The following is a 14,353-nucleotide window of genomic DNA, read 5'->3' on the forward strand; positions in this document are numbered from 1 at the left end:
TCGCAATCCGCGAAGGTGGCCGTACAGTTGGTGCTGGTGTTGTAGCTAAAATCTTCGCTTAATAGCATTTAGATTTTTGCACTCTCTTCATTAGAAGAGCACGCATCTGAAAAGGGGAGCTTCGGCTTCCCTTTTGTTTTCTCAAAAGAAATATTACCTTCCATCTATCTTCTTCCCTCTCGATACAAAACCAACTTCCAATAAATTGCGATTATTTTTCCAACACTACTTGCATACTAAAGTGTGATCTGTATAATGCATCGCACTGGCTAACGCTGGTTGTGAACCAATGAGCACTGAGGAGTAGGTCTTACCTAGTAATGTATACTCAGCTTATGTTCGCGGTTAATAAAAATAGTAAACTTCTTGTTTACTTCAAAAGTTAACTGACAATGCGTCCTAATTTTGGGTGCTACGGTTTCACATAAATCAATCGGCATTCTCTCGTTTTATCGGGTTTGAGTGGCGATATTGTTTGTGTAATTTTTAATAATTGGAGCTCTGTCTCATGCAGAACCAACGTATTCGTATCCGCCTTAAAGCGTTTGATTACAAGCTAATCGATGCTTCAACTGCGGAAATCGTTGAAACAGCAAAACGTACTGGCGCACAGGTTCGTGGTCCTATTCCACTTCCTACTCGTAAAGAGCGTTTCACTGTTCTTACCTCTCCACACGTCAACAAAGATGCACGTGATCAGTACGAAATCCGTACTCACAAGCGTTTGATCGACATCGTTGAGCCAACAGATAAAACTGTTGATGCTCTAATGCGTCTTGATCTTGCAGCTGGCGTTGATGTTCAAATCAGCCTAGGTTAAGGGAGATAAGAATAATGATTGGTCTAGTCGGACGTAAAGTGGGTATGACCCGCGTATTTACTGAAGAAGGCGTTTCTATCCCAGTAACTGTTGTTGAGGTTGAAGCGAACCGTATTTCTCAAGTTAAAACTCTTGAGACAGACGGCTACGCAGCAATCCAAGTAACTACTGGTGCTAAGAAAGCTAACCGTGTAACTAAACCTGAAGCTGGTCACTTCGCGAAAGCGGGTGTAGAAGCAGGTCGCGGTCTTTGGGAATTCCGTTTAGAAAACGGCGAAGAGTTTGAAGTTGGCGCTGAGCTAAACGTAGAACTTTTCAACGAAATTAAAAAAGTAGACGTTACTGGTACATCTAAAGGTAAAGGCTTCCAAGGCGCTATCAAGCGTTGGAACTTCTCTACTCAAGATATGACTCACGGTAACTCTTTGTCTCACCGCGCACCGGGTTCAATTGGCCAATGTCAAACTCCAGGCCGCGTGTTTAAAGGCAAGAAAATGGCAGGTCACATGGGTGCTGAGCGTGTAACGACTCAAAACCTAGAGATCGTACGTGTTGACGCTGAGCGCAATCTACTCCTTATTAAAGGTGCAGTACCGGGCTCAACAGGCGGAAACGTGATCGTAAAACCTGCTGTTAAAGCATAACGTCTAGGAGTAAGTAATGGAATTGATGGTTAAAGGTGCTGATGCACTAACTGTTTCCGAGACTACTTTCGGACGTGACTTCAACGAAGCTCTTGTACACCAAGTGGTTGTTGCATATGCAGCAGGTGCTCGTCAAGGTACTCGTGCTCAAAAGACTCGTTCTGAAGTATCTGGCGGTGGCGCTAAGCCATGGCGTCAAAAAGGTACTGGCCGCGCACGTGCTGGTACAATTCGTAGCCCAATCTGGCGTACAGGTGGTGTTACTTTTGCTGCGAAACCACAAGATCACAGCCAAAAAGTAAACAAAAAAATGTACCGCGGTGCTATGAAGAGCATTCTTTCTGAGCTAGTTCGTCAAGAGCGTTTAATCGTTGTTGATAACTTCTCTGTAGAAGCACCAAAAACAAAAGAACTTGTAGCTAAGCTTAAAGAGCTTGAGCTAAGCGACGTTCTGATTGTGACTGGCGAAGTAGATGAAAATCTATTCTTAGCTGCTCGTAACCTATACAAAGTAGATGCACGTGATGTTGCTGGTGTTGATCCAGTATCACTAATCGCTTTCGACAAGGTTCTAATGACTGCTGACGCAGTTAAGCAAGTTGAGGAGATGCTAGCATGATCACTGAAGAGCGTATCTTAAAAGTTCTACGTGCTCCGCACATCTCTGAAAAAGCAACTATGGTAGCTGAGAAAGCGAACACTATCGTTTTCAAAGTAGCTAAAGATGCAACTAAGAAAGAGATCAAAGCAGCTGTAGAAAAGCTATTTGAAGTTGAAGTTAAGTCTGTAAATACTCTTGTATTAAAGGGTAAGACCAAACGTCAAGGTATGCGTGAAGGCCGTCGTTCAGACGTTAAGAAAGCCTACGTTACTTTGAAAGAAGGTCAAGATCTTGACTTCGTTGGCGGCGCGGAATAACAGGAGTAGTAAAAATGGCTATTGTTAAATGTAAGCCGACTTCCCCTGGTCGTCGTCACGTCGTTAAAGTTGTTAACGCTGACCTACACAAGGGTAAGCCATACGCACCACTTCTAGAGAAAAACTCTAAGAACGGTGGTCGTAACAACAACGGTCGTATTACAGTACGTCACATCGGTGGTGGTCATAAGCACCATTACCGTGTAATTGACTTCAAACGTACTAAAGATGGCATCCCAGCGAAAGTTGAGCGTCTAGAATACGATCCAAACCGTAGTGCTAACATCGCTCTAGTTCTGTACGCAGACGGTGAGCGTCGTTACATCATTGCACCTAAAGGTGTTAACGCAGGCGACCAGATTCAATCTGGCGTAGATGCTGCAATCAAAGCAGGTAACACTCTGCCGATGCGCAACATCCCAGTAGGTTCTACTGTACACTGTGTTGAACTTAAGCCTGGTAAAGGTGCTCAACTAGCTCGTTCGGCTGGTGCTTATGCTCAAATCATCGCTCGCGATGGTGCATACGTAACTATCCGTCTACGTTCTGGTGAGATGCGCAAAGTTCTTTCTGAAGGTCGTGCAACGATCGGTGAAGTTGGTAACTCTGAGCATATGCTACGTGAACTTGGTAAAGCTGGTGCTTCACGCTGGCGCGGCGTACGTCCAACCGTACGTGGTGTAGTAATGAACCCGGTGGATCACCCACATGGTGGTGGTGAAGGCCGCACATCTGGTGGTCGTCACCCAGTTTCTCCTTGGGGCGTTCCTACTAAGGGCTTCAAGACTCGTAAGAACAAGCGCACTGACAAGTACATCGTACGTCGTCGCACTAAATAATTTATAAAGAGGAATCGCCATGCCACGTTCTCTCAAGAAAGGTCCTTTTATTGACCTACACTTGCTGAAGAAGGTAGAGAAAGCGGTGGAAAGCGGAGACAAAAAGCCTATTAAGACTTGGTCCCGTCGCTCAATGATCATCCCAACAATGATTGGTTTGACCATCGCTGTCCATAATGGTCGTCAGCACGTTCCAGTTTTCGTTACCGAAGAAATGATCGGTCACAAACTGGGCGAATTTGCACCAACTCGTACTTATCGCGGTCATGCTGCAGATAAGAAAGCTAAGAAGAAATAAGGAGTAGATGATGGAAGCTTTAGCTAAACATAACTTTGCTCGTATTTCTCCACAGAAAGCTCGCTTAGTTGCAGACCAAATTCGCGGTAAGTCGGTAGACCAAGCTCTAGAAATTCTAACTTTCAGCAACAAAAAAGCTGCTGTATTAGTTAAGAAGGTTCTTGAGTCAGCTATCGCTAACGCGGAACATAACGAAGGTGCAGATATCGACGATCTAAATGTCGCTAAAATCTTCGTAGATGAGGGCCCTATCATGAAGCGTATTATGCCTCGTGCTAAAGGTCGTGCGGATCGTATCTTGAAGCGTTCAAGCCACATCACTATTGTTGTAGCAGATCGCTAAAGACTAGGAGAGTAAGCAATGGGTCAGAAAGTACATCCTAATGGTATTCGTCTTGGCATCGTTAAGCCTTGGAATGCTACATGGTTTGCTAATACCAACGAATTCGCTGACAACCTAGACGGCGACTTCAAGGTACGTCAGTTCCTTACAAAGGAACTACAAAAAGCATCATTATCTCGTATCGTTATCGAGCGTCCAGCTAAGAGCATCCGTGTGACTATTCACACTGCTCGTCCTGGCGTTGTTATCGGTAAGAAAGGTGAAGACGTAGAGAAGCTACGCGCAGCTGTAGCTAAAATCGCAGGTGTACCAGCGCAAATTAACATCGCTGAAGTACGTAAGCCTGAGCTAGATGGTCAGCTTGTAGCTGATAGCATCGCGTCTCAACTAGAGCGTCGTGTTATGTTCCGTCGTGCAATGAAGCGTGCGGTACAAAATGCTATGCGTCTAGGCGCTAAAGGCATCAAAGTACAAGTAGGCGGCCGTCTTGGCGGTGCTGAAATCGCACGTTCTGAGTGGTACCGTGAAGGCCGTGTGCCTCTACACACTCTACGTGCAGACATTGATTACGCAACTTCTTCGGCTCACACTCAATACGGTGTGATCGGCATTAAAGTTTGGATCTTCAAAGGTGAGATTCTAGGCGGTATGCCAGCTGCTAACGCAGTAGAGCCAAAAGGCGATAAGCCTAAGAAGCAGCGTAAAGGCCGTAAGTAAGGAGTCGAACGATGCTACAACCAAAACGTACTAAGTTCCGCAAGGTTATGACTGGTCGTAACCGTGGTCTAGCTAAAGGTACTGAAGTAAGCTTCGGCGAATTCGGTCTTAAAGCTGTTGGCCGTGGTCGTCTGACTGCACGTCAAATCGAAGCGGCACGTCGTGCTATGACACGTCACATTAAGCGTCAAGGTCAAATCTGGATCCGTGTATTCCCAGACAAGCCGATTACTGAAAAGCCTCTTGAAGTTCGTCAAGGTAAAGGTAAAGGTTCAGTTGCGTACTGGGTTGCTCAAATCCAACCAGGCAAAGTTATGTACGAGATGAATGGCGTACCTGAAGAGTTGGCACGTGAAGCGTTCCGCCTAGCGGCACGTAAACTGCCTGTTAAAACTACTTTTGTAACTAAGCAGGTGATGTGATGAAAGCACAAGATCTACGCGAAAAGAACGTTGAAGAGCTTAACGCTGAGCTATTGAATTTGCTACGTGAACAGTTCAACTTGCGCATGCAAGCTGCAACTGGTCAACTACAGCAAACTCATACTCTAAAAGCTGTACGCCGTGACATCGCACGTGTGAAAACTGTTTTGACTGAAAAGGCAGGCGCATAATGAGCGAAACTAACCGCATCCAGCAAGGCCGTGTAGTAAGTGACAAGATGGACAAGTCTATCGTTGTTGCTATTGAGCGCACTGTAAAACACCCAATTTACGGTAAGTTCATCAAACGCACGACTAAAGTACACGCACACGACGAAGACAACACTTGTGGCCTAGGCGACAAAGTTGAAATCGCTGAGTGTCGTCCTCTGTCTAAGACTAAGTCTTGGATATTGGTTAAAGTTCTAGAAAAAGCGAAGATTTAATCTTTGTAATTCTATAACTTATAAGCGGCTCCAAATAATTTTTTGGAGCCGCTTGTTTTTTGTCTACCCAATTTAAAAAAAGGGTGGTACAATTCGCGTCCCTTTTAAAGAGGCAGCCCGACCCGAGAGGGTCTAGTTTTAATATTTAGCGGAGCACTAACAATGATCCAGATGCAAAGTACACTTGACGCAGCAGATAACTCTGGCGCGCGCAAGGTAATGTGTATTAAGGTTCTGGGTGGCTCTCACCGCCGTTATGCACATATCGGTGACGTCATCAAGGTTACAGTGAAGGAAGCGATTCCTCGCGGTAAAGTAAAGAAAGGTGATGTTCTGAAGGCGGTAGTAGTGCGCACCCGTAAAGGCGTTCGTCGCCCAGACGGTTCTGTCATTCGCTTCGACAGTAATGCTTGTGTATTGTTAAATGACACTACTGAGCAACCAGTCGGCACACGTATCTTTGGTCCTGTGACTCGTGAACTTCGTAACGCGAAATTCATGAAGATTGTATCACTAGCACCTGAAGTTCTGTAAGGAGCGGCAATATGGCAGCTAAAATCCGTCGTAATGACGAAGTAATCATTCTTGCTGGTAAAGATAAAGGCAAGAAAGGTAAAGTAACTAAGGTTCTGACAACTGGTAAAGTTATCGTTGAAGGCATCAACCTTGTTAAGAAACACCAAAAGCCGGTTCCGGCTCTAGGTCAACAAGGTGGCATCGTTGAACAAGAAGCAGCTATTGATGCTTCTAACGTTGCTGTTTTTAACGCGGCTACTGGTAAAGCAGACCGTATCGGTTTCCGTATCGAAGATGGCAAGAAAGTTCGTTTCTTCAAATCTAACGGCGAAACTGTTTCTAACTAATTAGAAGTAATTTGGAGTTCTACTATGGCGAAACTGCATGATTACTACAAGTCGTCTGTAGTCGCTGAGCTTACCAAAGAGTTCAGCTACACAAGCGTCATGCAAGTCCCTAGGATTGAGAAAATCACCCTAAATATGGGCGTTGGTGAAGCAATCAACGATAAGAAACTGCTAGAAAACGCAGCAGCTGATATGGCAACGATCTCTGGTCAAAAGCCACTTATCACTAAAGCGCGTAAATCTGTAGCTGGTTTCAAAATTCGTGAAGGCTACCCAATTGGTTGTAAAGTAACCTTGCGTGGTGAGCGCATGTGGGAATTTTTAGAGCGTTTAATCTCTATCGCACTTCCACGTGTACGTGATTTCCGTGGTGTTAGCGCTAAGTCTTTTGACGGTCGCGGTAACTACAGCATGGGCGTTCGCGAGCAAATCATCTTTCCGGAAATCGACTACGATAAAGTCGATCGTGTCCGCGGTCTTGATATCACTATCACGACTTCTGCGGGTTCCGATGAGGAAGGCCGAGCTCTGCTGGCTGCCTTTAACTTCCCATTCCGTAAGTAAGGGTAGGGTTACTGTTATGGCTAAACAATCAATGAAAGCACGTGAAGCTAAACGTGCAAAACTAGTAGCTAAGTTCGCTGAAAAGCGTTCTGCGCTAAAAGTTATCATTAGCGATGTAAACGCATCTGAAGAAGATCGTTGGAATGCGGTTCTTAAACTGCAATCTCTTCCACGTGATTCAAGTGCATCACGTCAGCGCAACCGTTGCAACCAAACTGGTCGTCCACACGGTTACCTACGTAAATTCGGTCTAAGCCGCATTAAGGTTCGTGAAGCTTGCATGAAAGGCGAGATTCCGGGTCTTCGTAAGGCTAGCTGGTAATTGCCACTTAATCATTTGGAGTAAATCTTATGAGCATGCAAGATCCGATTTCGGATATGCTGACCCGAGTTCGTAACGGTCAGGCAGCAAACAAAGTTGCTGTAAAAATGCCTTCTTCAAAGCTTAAAGTTGCAATTGCTGCATTACTTAAAGCTGAAGGTTACATCGTAGACTTCGCTGTTAACAGCGAAGCAAAACCTGAGCTAGAAGTTACTCTTAAGTACTTCCAAGCTAAACCTGTAATCGAGCAAATCAAGCGTGTATCACGTCCTGGTCTAAGAGTTTATAAAAATAAAGACTCTTTACCTACAGTGATGGGTGGTCTTGGTATTGCAGTTGTTTCTACTTCCAAGGGTCTGATGTCTGACCGTGCTGCTCGTAAAGCAGGTCTTGGCGGTGAAATCATCTGTTACGTAGCTTAAGGAGTAGATTATGTCTCGTGTTGCTAAAGCACCTGTCGCTATTCCAGCTGGCGTAGAGGTGAAACTAAACGGCCAAGAAGTTACTGTAAAAGGTAGCAAAGGTGAGCTTACTCGCGTTCTTAACAGCGCCGTAGTTATTGCACAGGAAGAAACCAACCTAACTTTCGGTCCGAAAGAAGGTGTTACTAACGCATGGGCACAAGCTGGTACAGCTCGCGCTCTAGTTAATAACATGGTTGTGGGTGTTACTGAGGGCTTCACTAAGAAGCTAACTCTTAAGGGTGTTGGTTACCGTGCTGCTATGAAAGGCAACTCTGTAGCTCTAACTCTTGGTTTTTCTCACCCAGTAGAGCACGCTCTACCTGAAGGTATTAAAGCTGAGTGCCCTAGCCAAACTGAGATCATCATTACTGGTTGCGATAAGCAAGTAGTAGGTCAAGTTGCGGCTGACATTCGTTCTTACCGTGCTCCTGAGCCTTACAAAGGCAAAGGTGTTCGTTACGCAGATGAAAATGTGCGTACTAAAGAAGCTAAGAAGAAGTAAGGTATCACTATGGATAAGAAAGCATCTCGCATCCGTCGTGCTACACGTGCACGTCGTAAGATTGCAGAACTTGGTGCAACTCGCCTGGTAGTACACCGTACTCCTCGCCATGTTTACGCACAAGTTATCGCGGCAAACGGCTCTGAGGTTATCGCAGCTGCTTCTACTGTAGAAAAAGCGATCCGTGAGCAAGTTAAGAACACTGGTAACGTTGATGCAGCTAAAGCAGTTGGTAAAGCTGTTGCTGAGCGCGCTCTTGAAAAAGGCGTAGCTTCAGTTGCATTTGATCGTTCTGGTTTCCAATACCACGGTCGAGTAGCGGCGCTAGCAGAATCTGCTCGCGAAGCTGGTCTGAAATTCTAAGGTAGGGTTGGAAGATGGCTAAAGAACAACAACAAGCTAATGATTTGCAAGAAAAGCTGATCGCAGTTAACCGTGTATCTAAGACGGTTAAAGGTGGTCGAATCATGAGCTTTACTGCACTAACAGTAGTTGGTGACGGTAACGGTCGCGTAGGTTTCGGTTACGGCAAAGCTCGTGAAGTACCTGCTGCGATTCAAAAAGCAATGGAAAAAGCGCGCCGTAACATGGTTACAGTATCGCTTAACGAAGGCACTCTTCACCACCCGGTGAAAGGTCGTCATTCGGGCTCTAAAGTTTACATGCAGCCAGCTGCAGAAGGTACAGGTGTTATTGCCGGCGGTGCAATGCGTGCTGTACTTGAAGTTGCGGGCGTACATAACGTACTTTCTAAAGCATACGGTTCAACGAACCCGATCAACATCGTTCGTGCAACGATTGGTGCTCTAGTAGACGTTAAGTCACCAGAAATGGTTGCTGCTAAACGTGGTCTAACTGTTGAATCTATTTCGGAGTAAGCACACGATGGCAACTATTAAAGTAACTCAAACTAAAAGCTCAATTGGTCGCCTACCTAAGCACAAAGCGTGTCTTAAAGGTCTAGGTCTTCGTCGCATCAACCATACAGTAGAACTTGAAGATACACCGTGCGTACGCGGTATGATCAACAAGGTTTACTACATGGTTAAGATTGAGGAGTAATCAGAATGCGTTTGAATACTCTATCACCGGCTGCTGGCTCTAAACCTTCTAAGAAGCGTGTAGGTCGTGGTATCGGTTCTGGCCTTGGTAAAACAGGTGGCCGCGGTCACAAAGGTCAAAAGTCACGTTCTGGCGGCTCTGTTCGTCCAGGTTTTGAAGGCGGTCAAATGCCTCTAAAACAACGTCTACCTAAATTCGGTTTCACTTCTCGTAAAAGCCTAGTGTCTGCTGAAGTTCGTCTAGCTGAGCTAGCGAAAGTAACAGGTGACGTAGTTGATCTTAACAGCCTTAAAGCTGCTAACGTTATCACTAAGAACATCGAGTTTGTTAAGATCGTTCTTTCTGGTGACCTAAGCAAAGCTGTGACTGTTAAAGGTCTACGCGTGACTAAAGGCGCTAAAGCTGCAATCGAAGCTGCAGGCGGTAAAATCGAGGAATAATCTCGAGGAACGAGGTACAGATGGCTAAGAAACCAGGACAAGATTTTCGTAGTGCTCAGAGCGGCTTAAGTGAACTAAAGTCGCGCTTATTATTCGTAATTGGTGCACTTTTAGTATTCCGAGCCGGCTCTTTTGTGCCGATCCCTGGTATTGACGCAGCTGTACTTGCCGATTTGTTCGATCAGCAAAAAGGTACCATCGTAGAAATGTTTAACATGTTCTCCGGTGGTGCTCTTGAGCGTGCATCTATATTAGCATTGGGTATCATGCCGTACATTTCGGCATCGATCGTAGTCCAATTGCTAACTGTAGTTCATCCAGCGTTAGCGGAACTCAAGAAAGAGGGTGAAGCAGGCCGTCGTAAGATAAGCCAATATACACGCTACGGCACGCTTGTACTTGCAACATTCCAAGCTATTGGTATCGCAACAGGCTTACCAAACATGGTCGACAATCTGGTTGTTATCAACCAAACCATGTTTACGCTTATTGCTACCGTGAGTTTAGTAACTGGTACCATGTTCTTAATGTGGTTAGGTGAACAAATCACTGAGCGAGGAATCGGTAATGGTATTTCCATTCTGATTTTTGCAGGTATTGTTGCTGGATTGCCTTCTGCAATCGGTCAAACAATCGAGCAAGCGCGTCAAGGTGAATTGCATGTGCTTCTTCTGCTGTTGATTGCTGTATTGTCTTTTGCTGTTATTTACTTCGTAGTTTTCATGGAACGTGGTCAACGTCGTATCGTCGTTAACTATGCGAAACGTCAACAAGGTCGTAAAGTTTTTGCAGCACAAAGCTCTCACTTGCCTCTTAAGATTAATATGGCAGGTGTTATTCCAGCGATTTTCGCATCAAGTATTATTTTGTTCCCAGGAACATTAGCGCAGTGGTTTGGTCAAAATGGTGAAAGCAGCGCGTTCGGTTGGTTAACTGACGTGTCATTAGCTCTTAGCCCAGGTCAACCTTTGTATGTAATGCTTTATGCAGCAGCTATAATCTTCTTCTGTTTCTTCTATACAGCGTTGGTGTTTAACCCACGTGAAACAGCTGATAACTTGAAGAAGTCTGGTGCATTCGTACCCGGTATCCGCCCAGGTGAGCAGACAGCGAAATATATCGATAAAGTGATGACTAGACTAACCCTTGCGGGCGCTCTATACATTACTTTTATATGTCTGATTCCTGAGTTCATGATGGTCGCGTGGAACGTTCGTTTCTACTTTGGCGGCACATCACTACTAATCGTAGTGGTAGTTATCATGGATTTCATGGCACAGGTACAGACTCATCTGATGTCACAACAGTATGATTCTGTGTTAAAGAAAGCGAATCTGAAGGGTTACGGCCGTTAATTCGGTGGTAACAATTTCGATTCCATTTACGGAGTTTAGCAATGAAAGTTCGTGCTTCCGTTAAAAAAATCTGCCGTAACTGTAAAGTTATCAAGCGTAACGGTGTCGTTCGCGTGATTTGCAGTGAGCCAAAGCATAAGCAACGCCAAGGCTAATTAGCAGAAATTTTTACTTGAAATACAAGGTAGAGTCGAGTATATTCCTCGGCCTACCTTTTGCGTGCAAAAGAAGTAGTATGCCGCAGCGTATCCATAACGGGCTTTGCTGCGGATAATTCTTTTATGAACCCCTTAGGAGTGAATAATGGCCCGTATAGCCGGCATTAACATTCCTGATCATAAGCATTCTGTAATTGCACTTACTGCAATCTACGGTATCGGTAAAACTCGCTCTCAAGCTATTCTAGCTGAAGTGGGTATTGCTGAAGATGCTAAGATCAGTGAACTAACTGAAGAGCAGATCGATCAACTGCGTGATGGTGTAGCTAAGTACACTGTAGAAGGTGATCTACGTCGTGAAGTATCGATGAACATCAAGCGTCTTATGGACCTTGGCTGTTACCGCGGTCTTCGTCATCGTCGCAGTCTACCACTACGTGGACAGCGTACTAAAACCAACGCTCGCACCCGTAAGGGTCCGCGCAAGCCGATCAAGAAATAGTCGGATAAGGTAGAGTACAATGGCAAAACAACCAACTCGCGCGCGTAAGCGCGTACGCAAGCAAGTAGCTGATGGCGTAGCGCACATTCATGCTTCTTTCAACAACACAATCGTAACTATCACTGACCGTCAAGGCAACGCTCTTGCATGGGCTACAGCAGGTGGTTCAGGTTTCCGTGGTTCTCGTAAATCTACTCCGTTCGCAGCACAAGTTGCAGCTGAGCGTTGTGGTGAAATGGCTAAAGAATATGGCCTAAAGAACTTGGAAGTTATGGTTAAGGGTCCAGGTCCAGGTCGCGAATCTACTGTTCGTGCACTGAACGCTGCTGGTTTCCGTATCACTAACATTGTTGATGCGACACCAATCCCTCATAACGGTTGTCGTCCACCTAAGAAACGTCGCGTTTAAGTTTCGTTTCTAGGAATATTGGAGAAAGATCATGGCAAGATATTTGGGTCCTAAGCTTAAGCTTAGCCGTCGCGAAGGTACTGACTTATTCCTTAAGTCTGGTGTCCGTGCGATCGATACCAAGTGTAAAATTGATAACGCACCAGGTGTACACGGCGCTCGTCGCGGTCGTCTATCTGAGTATGGCGTTCAGCTTCGTGAGAAGCAAAAAGTTCGTCGTATCTACGGCGTTCTAGAAAAACAATTCCGCAACTACTACAAAGAAGCTGCACGTCTTAAAGGCAACACAGGTGCAAACCTGCTTCAGCTTCTTGAAGGTCGTCTTGATAACGTAGTTTACCGTATGGGCTTTGGCGCCACTCGTGCTGAATCTCGTCAACTAGTTAGCCACAAGTCTATTCTAGTTAACGGTAAAGTTGTAAACGTTCCTTCTTTCAAAGTAGCGGCAAACGACGTTGTTTCTATCCGCGAGAAAGCTAAACAGCAATCTCGTATTAAAGCGGCTCTAGAAGTTGCTGAACAACGTGAAAAGCCAACTTGGATTGAAGTAGATGCTGGCAAAATGGAAGGTACATTCAAGCGTATGCCTGAGCGTTCTGACCTATCAGCTGACATCAATGAACACTTGATCGTCGAACTTTACTCTAAGTAAGGTTAAAAAAAGAGAGGACACAATGCAGGGTTCTGTAACAGAATTTCTTAAGCCGCGTCTTGTTGACATTGAACAGATCAATACGACACACGCGAAAGTAACTCTTGAGCCATTAGAGCGCGGTTTCGGCCACACTCTAGGTAATGCTCTTCGCCGCATTCTTCTATCTTCTATGCCGGGTTGTGCCGTAACAGAAGTTGAAATTGAAGGTGTGCTACACGAATACAGCACTAAAGAAGGCGTTCAGGAAGATATCCTGGAAATCCTTCTAAACCTTAAAGGTTTGGCTGTACGCGTTGCTGAAGGCAAAGATGAAGTGTTTATTACACTGAACAAATCAGGCTCAGGCCCTGTTGTTGCAGGTGACATCACCCACGATGGTGATGTAGAGATCGCTAACCCTGAGCACGTAATTTGTCACCTAACGGATGACAACGCTGAGATCGCTATGCGTATCAAAGTAGAACGTGGTCGTGGTTACGTTCCAGCTTCAGCTCGTATCCATACTGAAGAAGATGAGCGTCCTATCGGTCGTCTACTAGTTGACGCTACTTACAGCCCGGTTGATAAAATCGCTTACGCTGTAGAAGCGGCACGTGTAGAACAACGTACTGATTTAGACAAGCTTGTTATCGATATGGAAACGAACGGTACTCTAGAACCTGAGGAAGCAATCCGTCGTGCAGCTACTATTTTAGCTGAACAATTGGATGCGTTCGTAGATCTTCGTGATGTACGTGTACCTGAGGAGAAGGAAGAGAAGCCAGAATTCGATCCTATCCTACTACGTCCTGTAGACGATCTTGAACTAACAGTTCGCTCTGCTAACTGTTTGAAAGCAGAAGCGATTCACTACATCGGTGATCTTGTACAGCGCACTGAGGTTGAGCTACTTAAAACGCCAAACCTTGGTAAGAAATCTCTTACAGAGATTAAAGATGTGCTTGCTTCACGTGGTCTTTCTCTAGGCATGCGTCTAGAAAACTGGCCACCAGCGTCAATCGCTGAAGATTAATCGAAAAGTTAGAAGGATTAGGTCATGCGCCATCGTAAAAGTGGTCGTCAACTCAACCGCAACAGCAGTCATCGCAAAGCGATGTTCAGCAACATGGCTAGCTCTCTTGTTCGTCACGAAGTTATTAAAACTACCGTGCCTAAAGCAAAAGAACTACGTCGCGTAATTGAGCCATTGATTACCCTAGCTAAGACAGACAGTGTTGCTAACCGTCGTCTTGCATTTGCTCGCACTCGTGATAACGAAGTTGTGGCAAAACTATTTAATGAACTAGGCCCGCGTTTCGCGGCTCGCCAAGGTGGTTACACTCGCATTCTTAAATGTGGTTTCCGTACTGGTGATAAAGCTCCAATGGCTTACATTGAGCTTGTAGACCGCCCAGCTGCTGAAGAAGCTGCTGAGTAATCTATACTAGATTCTTAATACAAAAGCCGAGCATTAGCTCGGCTTTTTTGTGTCTGTAGAACAAGGAAAAGATAATAGAAATTGCACCATGATGTTTGGCACTTTTTGCTTGTCTTATCTGCTCCAATTTTCAAAAATGTCTCGTATCTCGTATCTCGTATCTCGTATCTCGTATCTCGTATCTCGTATCTCGT

The 14,353-nt window shown here is 45.2% G+C and carries 28 protein-coding genes; all 28 read left to right on the forward strand.

What is annotated here, in order from left to right; translation table 11 throughout:
* Nucleotides 1-508 precede the first annotated feature (508 nt).
* The 28 genes from rpsJ to rplQ all read left to right on the forward strand — a co-directional run bounded on the left by rpsJ (nt 509) and on the right by rplQ (nt 14,159).
* Nucleotides 509-820: a 30S ribosomal protein S10 gene (rpsJ, locus tag ACED46_RS19615; protein WP_004736761.1), complete on the forward strand. Its 312-nt coding sequence runs from the start codon at nt 509-511 to the stop codon at nt 818-820.
* A gap of 14 nt (nt 821-834) precedes the next feature.
* Nucleotides 835-1,464 carry a 50S ribosomal protein L3 gene (gene rplC / locus ACED46_RS19620; RefSeq protein WP_004736763.1) on the forward strand — a complete coding sequence of 210 codons (630 nt, stop codon included), beginning with the start codon at nt 835-837 and terminating at the stop codon, nt 1,462-1,464.
* Nucleotides 1,465-1,480: 16 nt separating this feature from the next.
* Nucleotides 1,481-2,083, forward strand: a complete 603-nt coding sequence (rplD, locus tag ACED46_RS19625) for a 50S ribosomal protein L4 (RefSeq protein ID WP_004738803.1) — start codon at nt 1,481-1,483, stop codon at nt 2,081-2,083.
* Nucleotides 2,080-2,382, forward strand: a complete 303-nt coding sequence (rplW, locus tag ACED46_RS19630) for a 50S ribosomal protein L23 (RefSeq protein WP_371722235.1) — start codon at nt 2,080-2,082, stop codon at nt 2,380-2,382. The genes rplD and rplW overlap by 4 nt, the downstream gene beginning before the upstream one ends.
* 14 nt (nt 2,383-2,396) lie before the next feature.
* On the forward strand, nt 2,397-3,221 hold the full coding sequence (rplB, locus tag ACED46_RS19635) for a 50S ribosomal protein L2 (protein ID WP_010435149.1): 825 nt from the start codon (nt 2,397-2,399) through the stop codon (nt 3,219-3,221).
* Between the two features lie 19 nt (nt 3,222-3,240).
* Nucleotides 3,241-3,519 (forward strand): 30S ribosomal protein S19, encoded by a 279-nt coding sequence (gene rpsS / locus ACED46_RS19640; RefSeq protein ID WP_004736729.1) that lies wholly within the window; start codon nt 3,241-3,243, stop codon nt 3,517-3,519.
* Nucleotides 3,520-3,529: 10 nt separating this feature from the next.
* Nucleotides 3,530-3,862: a 50S ribosomal protein L22 gene (rplV, locus tag ACED46_RS19645; protein WP_004736732.1), complete on the forward strand. Its 333-nt coding sequence runs from the start codon at nt 3,530-3,532 to the stop codon at nt 3,860-3,862.
* Between the two features lie 18 nt (nt 3,863-3,880).
* Complete coding sequence (rpsC, locus tag ACED46_RS19650; RefSeq protein ID WP_004736734.1) at nt 3,881-4,579, forward strand: 30S ribosomal protein S3; 699 nt, start codon at nt 3,881-3,883, stop codon at nt 4,577-4,579.
* Nucleotides 4,580-4,590: 11 nt separating this feature from the next.
* Nucleotides 4,591-5,001 (forward strand): 50S ribosomal protein L16, encoded by a 411-nt coding sequence (gene rplP / locus ACED46_RS19655; protein WP_004736736.1) that lies wholly within the window; start codon nt 4,591-4,593, stop codon nt 4,999-5,001.
* Entirely contained in the window at nt 5,001-5,192 is a 192-nt protein-coding gene (gene rpmC, locus ACED46_RS19660; RefSeq protein WP_004736737.1) for a 50S ribosomal protein L29, read from the forward strand. Before rplP ends, rpmC begins: the two co-directional genes overlap by 1 nt.
* Nucleotides 5,192-5,446 (forward strand): 30S ribosomal protein S17, encoded by a 255-nt coding sequence (gene rpsQ, locus ACED46_RS19665; protein WP_371722236.1) that lies wholly within the window; start codon nt 5,192-5,194, stop codon nt 5,444-5,446. Before rpmC ends, rpsQ begins: the two co-directional genes overlap by 1 nt.
* Nucleotides 5,447-5,608: 162 nt before the next feature.
* On the forward strand, nt 5,609-5,980 hold the full coding sequence (rplN, locus tag ACED46_RS19670; RefSeq protein ID WP_004736740.1) for a 50S ribosomal protein L14: 372 nt from the start codon (nt 5,609-5,611) through the stop codon (nt 5,978-5,980).
* 11 nt (nt 5,981-5,991) lie between these two features.
* Nucleotides 5,992-6,309, forward strand: coding sequence for a 50S ribosomal protein L24 (gene rplX / locus ACED46_RS19675; protein WP_004738792.1), 318 nt, complete (start codon nt 5,992-5,994; stop codon nt 6,307-6,309).
* 24 nt (nt 6,310-6,333) lie between these two features.
* Nucleotides 6,334-6,873: a 50S ribosomal protein L5 gene (rplE, locus tag ACED46_RS19680; RefSeq protein ID WP_004738790.1), complete on the forward strand. Its 540-nt coding sequence runs from the start codon at nt 6,334-6,336 to the stop codon at nt 6,871-6,873.
* Between the two features lie 16 nt (nt 6,874-6,889).
* Nucleotides 6,890-7,195 carry a 30S ribosomal protein S14 gene (gene rpsN / locus ACED46_RS19685; RefSeq protein WP_004738789.1) on the forward strand — a complete coding sequence of 102 codons (306 nt, stop codon included), beginning with the start codon at nt 6,890-6,892 and terminating at the stop codon, nt 7,193-7,195.
* A 29-nt stretch (nt 7,196-7,224) separates the two neighbouring features.
* On the forward strand, nt 7,225-7,617 hold the full coding sequence (rpsH, locus tag ACED46_RS19690) for a 30S ribosomal protein S8 (protein ID WP_017061309.1): 393 nt from the start codon (nt 7,225-7,227) through the stop codon (nt 7,615-7,617).
* A 10-nt stretch (nt 7,618-7,627) separates the two neighbouring features.
* Nucleotides 7,628-8,161, forward strand: coding sequence for a 50S ribosomal protein L6 (gene rplF / locus ACED46_RS19695; RefSeq protein ID WP_017063712.1), 534 nt, complete (start codon nt 7,628-7,630; stop codon nt 8,159-8,161).
* A 9-nt stretch (nt 8,162-8,170) separates the two neighbouring features.
* Entirely contained in the window at nt 8,171-8,524 is a 354-nt protein-coding gene (gene rplR, locus ACED46_RS19700; RefSeq protein ID WP_004738784.1) for a 50S ribosomal protein L18, read from the forward strand.
* 14 nt (nt 8,525-8,538) lie between these two features.
* On the forward strand, nt 8,539-9,039 hold the full coding sequence (rpsE, locus tag ACED46_RS19705) for a 30S ribosomal protein S5 (protein ID WP_017061307.1): 501 nt from the start codon (nt 8,539-8,541) through the stop codon (nt 9,037-9,039).
* A gap of 7 nt (nt 9,040-9,046) precedes the next feature.
* On the forward strand, nt 9,047-9,223 hold the full coding sequence (gene rpmD, locus ACED46_RS19710) for a 50S ribosomal protein L30 (RefSeq protein ID WP_004736756.1): 177 nt from the start codon (nt 9,047-9,049) through the stop codon (nt 9,221-9,223).
* Between the two features lie 5 nt (nt 9,224-9,228).
* Nucleotides 9,229-9,663 (forward strand): 50S ribosomal protein L15, encoded by a 435-nt coding sequence (gene rplO / locus ACED46_RS19715; RefSeq protein WP_004736758.1) that lies wholly within the window; start codon nt 9,229-9,231, stop codon nt 9,661-9,663.
* Between the two features lie 20 nt (nt 9,664-9,683).
* Nucleotides 9,684-11,018, forward strand: coding sequence for a preprotein translocase subunit SecY (secY, locus tag ACED46_RS19720; protein WP_004738781.1), 1,335 nt, complete (start codon nt 9,684-9,686; stop codon nt 11,016-11,018).
* 41 nt (nt 11,019-11,059) lie between these two features.
* Nucleotides 11,060-11,173 (forward strand): 50S ribosomal protein L36, encoded by a 114-nt coding sequence (rpmJ, locus tag ACED46_RS19725; RefSeq protein WP_000868186.1) that lies wholly within the window; start codon nt 11,060-11,062, stop codon nt 11,171-11,173.
* 148 nt (nt 11,174-11,321) lie between these two features.
* Nucleotides 11,322-11,678: a 30S ribosomal protein S13 gene (rpsM, locus tag ACED46_RS19730; protein WP_004738779.1), complete on the forward strand. Its 357-nt coding sequence runs from the start codon at nt 11,322-11,324 to the stop codon at nt 11,676-11,678.
* 19 nt (nt 11,679-11,697) lie between these two features.
* A complete protein-coding gene (gene rpsK / locus ACED46_RS19735; protein ID WP_004738778.1) occupies nt 11,698-12,087 on the forward strand; it encodes a 30S ribosomal protein S11 in 390 nt (129 codons plus the stop codon).
* Between the two features lie 31 nt (nt 12,088-12,118).
* Nucleotides 12,119-12,739: a 30S ribosomal protein S4 gene (gene rpsD, locus ACED46_RS19740; RefSeq protein WP_004738777.1), complete on the forward strand. Its 621-nt coding sequence runs from the start codon at nt 12,119-12,121 to the stop codon at nt 12,737-12,739.
* 22 nt (nt 12,740-12,761) lie between these two features.
* A complete protein-coding gene (gene rpoA, locus ACED46_RS19745) occupies nt 12,762-13,754 on the forward strand; it encodes a DNA-directed RNA polymerase subunit alpha (RefSeq protein ID WP_004729813.1) in 993 nt (330 codons plus the stop codon).
* Nucleotides 13,755-13,778: 24 nt separating this feature from the next.
* Nucleotides 13,779-14,159, forward strand: coding sequence for a 50S ribosomal protein L17 (rplQ, locus tag ACED46_RS19750; RefSeq protein WP_004729812.1), 381 nt, complete (start codon nt 13,779-13,781; stop codon nt 14,157-14,159).
* Nucleotides 14,160-14,353 lie beyond the last annotated feature (194 nt).

Source organism: Vibrio sp. 1S139 (genome assembly GCF_041439475.1).
Classification (GTDB): Bacteria; Pseudomonadota; Gammaproteobacteria; order Enterobacterales; family Vibrionaceae; genus Vibrio; species Vibrio crassostreae_C.